The following is a 1,303-nucleotide window of genomic DNA, read 5'->3' as shown; positions in this document are numbered from 1 at the left end:
CAGGAATGCTCCTTTCTTTTTGAAAATCCGCCAACATTATAGCTAGTGGGACTAAACGCAAACTGTGCAAAAAATCACTTTTTTTCCAGAATAAGTGAACGATGTTTGAACGGATCGTGAACAAATTGTGAATACAATAAAAAAACACCTGCCAAACTGGCAAGTGTACAAAAAAATTCTTAACTTGGCGCATGCCTCTCCTTTCTTTTTGAAAATCCGCCAACATTATAGCTAGTGGGACTAAACGCAAACTGTGCAAAAAATCACTTTTTTTCCAGAATAAGTGAACGATGTTTGAACGGATCGTGAACAAATTGTGAATACAATAAAAAAACACCTGCCAAACTGGCAAGTGTACAAAAAAATTCTTAACTTGGCGCATGCCTCTGTAAACGCGGCAAATAATTCGTTTGAACAAACTCGGTAAACATTTTCGCATACAAAGGATCAAACTGCGTTCCAGCGCACCGCTCGATCTCTGCAATCGCTTCTTCAAACGTTTTCGTGCACTGATACGGCCGTTCTGTCGTCATCGCATCGAACGAATCAATAATAGTTAAAATACGAGCAAGTTTGGGAATTTCCTGACCTTTCAGTCCGTATGGATATCCTTTTCCATCATAGCGTTCATGATGAAGCTCGACAAGCGGAATTAAATCATCAAATTGTTTTTCCGCAGCAATAATTTCTTTTCCCCATGTGACATGCTTTTTTACAATTTCCCACTCATGCGAAGTCAATTTTTCTTCTTTATTCAAAATATCACGTGGCACTTCGATTTTTCCAATATCGTGAATAAGCGCGCCTAAAATTAGCGTCTGCTTTTCATGATCCGTTAAATCAAGCTGCTTGCTGAACTCGAGCGCATATTTGAAGACGCGTTTGCTATGGCGATATGTATAAACGTCCTTAGATAAAAAAAACTTTACTTGCTGCTCCAGCGTGTCTAAATCTTGTTTAAACCTTATTTCATCAAGACAGATGTTGTGCTCATTGTAGATTTGCACATTGTTTTTCCCTTGCGCTTTTGCATAATAAAGCGCTTGGTCCGCTTTATGAATCAACTCACCGCTGTCATACATTCCTTTTTCCATTTCCGCAATCCCGCAGGAAAAAGAAAGACAACGGTAAGGAATATGCTCCACCCCAGGAAAATATGTGTCATTAACTTGTTTGCGCAGCCGATCTAAAAAAACATGCGCCTCTTCCTTCGTCGTATTCGGCATTAAAAGCGCAAACTCTTCACCGCCGTAACGGGCCGCAATGTAATTTTTGTCTTCTATTCCTGTCCGTAGCAAATTGT

2 protein-coding genes are annotated in these 1,303 nt (G+C 39.8%); both read right to left on the bottom strand.

Annotated features, from left to right (window positions below; genetic code table 11):
- On the bottom strand, window positions 1–193 hold a 193-nt coding region (locus GCA01S_RS20745), incomplete at its 3' end, for a hypothetical protein (protein WP_217994791.1).
- Window positions 194–368: 175 nt separating this feature from the next.
- Window positions 369–1,303: diguanylate cyclase (locus GCA01S_RS18875; protein ID WP_042412555.1), on the bottom strand; the 935-nt coding region annotated here is incomplete at its 5' end.

This window comes from Parageobacillus caldoxylosilyticus NBRC 107762, from assembly GCF_000632715.1.
Taxonomy (GTDB): domain Bacteria; phylum Bacillota; class Bacilli; order Bacillales; family Anoxybacillaceae; genus Saccharococcus; species Saccharococcus caldoxylosilyticus.
This window is presented reverse-complemented; position numbering and strand designations above follow the sequence as displayed.